The organism is Pseudorhizobium xiangyangii, assembly GCF_020531965.1.
Classification (GTDB): Bacteria; Pseudomonadota; Alphaproteobacteria; order Rhizobiales; family Rhizobiaceae; genus Neorhizobium; species Neorhizobium xiangyangii.
On record NZ_JAJAWH010000074.1, the window covers coordinates 1 to 3,219 of the forward strand.

Genomic DNA, 3,219 nt, shown 5'->3' on the forward strand with positions numbered 1-3,219 from the left:
CGCGACGCTCTATGCCTGCGCCTTCACCGCGCAACCCTCGCTCCTGCCCTACCGGCCGCCGCAGAAGCAAAAGCCGCTCGTCGACGGCCCGCAGATCGCCAAGGTCGTCGGCCCCCCGGGTGAGGAAATCTACACCGACGAGCACGCCAGGGTGAAGGTGCAGTTCCCGTGGGACCGCTACGGCAAATCCAACGACCAGTCCTCCTGCTGGATCCGCGTTGCCCAGAACTGGGGCGGAGCGATGTATGGCCATATCGCCATCCCGCGCATCGGCCACGAAGTCATCGTCGATTTCCTCGAGGGCGATCCCGACCAGCCGATCATCACCGGCCGCACCTACCACGCTACCAACAAGACCCCCTACAAGCTGCCGGATCACAAGACCAAGATGGTCATCAGGTCGGATACACATAAGGCTCAAGGCAAGATCGGCTTTAATGAATTGAGTTTTGAAGACGAGAACGGCAGGGAAGAGATCTATCTTCACGCCGAAAGAGATAAACACAGCATAGCAAAGAGGAATTCTGTGGATTTTATAGGTGAATGCCAAACAACAATAGTTGGCCGCGATAATGTCAATGAAACGGGCGGAAGTCGAAACGAACTAGTGAAGGGTAGCTATTCACTAAATGTCGGATTTGGATCATTTAGTTTGGCAGACAACACCCTATCGCATGAGTCGCTTTTGGATTACTCAAACAAATCGAATGGAAATATTATACCACTAGATACCGGAAACGTGTATATATCAGCGGCAAACTCGGTTCTTATAAAATCTATGATTACTTCGACAGAAGTCGTCGGCCTTCTCAAGACCATATCATCCGGAAATATGCTAAACTTATCGTCTGGAAATTCAATTAATGTCGCTAGTGCAGAGCGTATTTCTATTTCGTGCGGTGAGACGCATTTAATATTTAGTGCGGATGGGACCGTTACGGTAAAAGGGAAAACATTACTTATGGAGTTCGCCGAGTCGATCGAGTTGAAGTCTGCAAAAATCAAGCTGAACTAATTGAATAGAGGGATGAAGAATGGCATTGCCAAAAGTGGCCCAAGTTGAGACAGGTAAATCCATCACGTTCAATGCGGGGCGAATGATCGGGGTAAAGCGCGTAACGACAACGTCGTTTTTTCATTTGGAGTCTCTTATCTACAATGTCTACGATCACCCTGTAGAGCAACAAACGGGAAGAGCGATAGCTACTGTTCAAAGGTCAGATTATCCCGATACGCAACACAACGAGGGCGCCCTTGTGTTTGGCGGTTCACAACTGTGGTCAGATCCTAAAGAATACACTGCAGTTTCAAGCGGCGAGATTGTTCAGTGGACCGTGAGCGTACCCAACCGGCAGCCGACGGTTAACGACAATGCCGGTCCCTTTAAATTTGTGACCGTTCATATACCGAAATCCGATATGAGCAAATTCTTCCTCAAGCAGGTCGGAGCTGTCAACTCATGACACATAGACTAAGATCCTTAACAGTTATAATCTTGGCAACTTTTTACTACCCCGCAACAGCGGCAACTGCAGATAATAATACATCAATGAAAGTAACAAAACACGAAAACGATGAATGCGTAATTAGCAGAACGGTTGTTATTGATTCTAAATCTGACAAAGATCTTGGGTTTCTCGGTATTTATCTGGAGTATGTCGCTCCATCTTTCACTGGATTCGCTCTGACCGACGGGAATACGGGCCGCATCGAATTTCGATTTAATGAATCCTGCGAGGAGGTTATCAACGGGTTCATATCAAATGCATTGAATTAGGGGTAGAGCGCTTATCCAGATCGTCATCGTGTGATTGTAATCGCCGTGTCCTGCTTTTGCGCCAATTCCCGTTGCTGCGCCTGAACCTGCCTGTTCGCCGCGGCGAGCTGGGCATGGGTGCGGACAAGCTGCTGCGTCTGAGCCTGGCTGATCTTCAGCGATTGGGACAACGCGGCCTGGTCGCCCAGTCGCAAGGCGCGATGGTCGGACGGTGCCAACCGACGATCCAGACTGCTGGCAAGCTTCGTCAGTTCCTGTTTCGCGGCCGGCAAAGCGCTGAGACTGGCAAGTTGCGTGGATGCCGGTGATTGCAGAATAGCGGATAGCTGCGGCGATGGAGCAGCAACTTCCTGTCTGACCCGGTTTTGTTCCCTGGCATACGCTGCAACGACGGCACGTTGTTCGTACTGAAGGATATTGCCGTAATCCTCGAGCGCGTTGGCAAGTCGCGGTATATGCGTCTCAGCCATCTGGCGCTCCGGACTGGCTGATCGGATCCATCCACCATGCTCACCGGCGACTGGTGCGATTACCTCGGGCATTTTGCGAACCGTGTCGCCCATTCCGGTTGCGAGGGCCGGATTGCCTTCGATCGACTGCAAGGTTGAGGAGATGGCAGCCGAGTTGCCGTAAACGAGGCGGGCTTCACCCTCAACTTCAGATCGCTTTGCAGTGGCACGATCGGAGTTCTGTGCTCTTTCCTTGATCTCGGCCGGCGTCAGATCGGCAAGGCGCTGCGCCGGAATGAGAGGCTCCATTGAATGGGCCGAGTTATTCCCGCTCGGAGTGACCAATCGATCGGGCTTGGCCTCGGCGAGTTCCTGGCGCATCTTTTCGGCGCTGGCCGCCTGTTCGCGGAAATACCGCGTGTCAGCGTTCGCGGTCTTCTCGACCGCCCCTATTTTTTCTTCATCAGCACCCCGTGCCTCCATCTTGGAAATCACGCTGCGCCAGGCAGCGATGAACTGCTCGATTTCGCGATCCGAACGGGGGCGGTCTCGTTCAGGCTTGTGGCTCATGCTCAGAGATCACGCAGGAAGCTATCCGGATCTTTGAGGCGTTCGCCCCAGACCGTAATGATCTCCTCGACCGTGCTGTCGTCAACGACATCAAAAGACCGTTGCAGAGCATGTATCTCGCGGCTCTTCTCGAACAGCCGAGCGGCCTCCACTGGATCCTTGGCCTCGATCTCGTTCATCCGCTCGTAGATGATGCTATGGGCGGTATTCAGGATCTCATTGGCGATTTCCGCCTGGACCACCTGATCGTGGGTATGGGGATTTGCGATTCTTGTCATCTCGGCCGCTCCTTCCAGACTTCCTCTATACATAAACCATTGTGCTCTGAAACACGCTTATTCTATGTCCTAAGGCTTTGTTGTTACGCGATTTTATCCACTTTACGCTCATCGCGTGAGCCTGCCTCCCTGCTCCATGGCCCGG

General features: G+C 52.6%; 4 protein-coding genes. 2 read left to right on the forward strand and 2 right to left on the reverse strand.

Going from position 1 to position 3,219, the window contains the following annotated elements:
• Positions 1-1,015: type VI secretion system Vgr family protein (locus LH464_RS24760; protein WP_315859758.1), on the forward strand; the 1,015-nt coding region annotated here is incomplete at its 5' end.
• Between the two features lie 19 nt (positions 1,016-1,034).
• Positions 1,035-1,463 carry a hypothetical protein gene (locus tag LH464_RS24125; RefSeq protein WP_226788939.1) on the forward strand — a complete coding sequence of 143 codons (429 nt, stop codon included), beginning with the start codon at positions 1,035-1,037 and terminating at the stop codon, positions 1,461-1,463.
• Between the two features lie 337 nt (positions 1,464-1,800).
• Here LH464_RS24125 and LH464_RS24130 read toward each other — a convergent pair whose 3' ends face one another.
• On the reverse strand, positions 1,801-2,796 hold the full coding sequence (locus LH464_RS24130; RefSeq protein WP_226788940.1) for a BID domain-containing T4SS effector: 996 nt from the start codon (positions 2,794-2,796) through the stop codon (positions 1,801-1,803).
• 2 nt (positions 2,797-2,798) lie between these two features.
• Complete coding sequence (locus tag LH464_RS24135; protein ID WP_226788941.1) at positions 2,799-3,074, reverse strand: hypothetical protein; 276 nt, start codon at positions 3,072-3,074, stop codon at positions 2,799-2,801.
• Between the last annotated feature and the right edge of the window lie 145 nt (positions 3,075-3,219).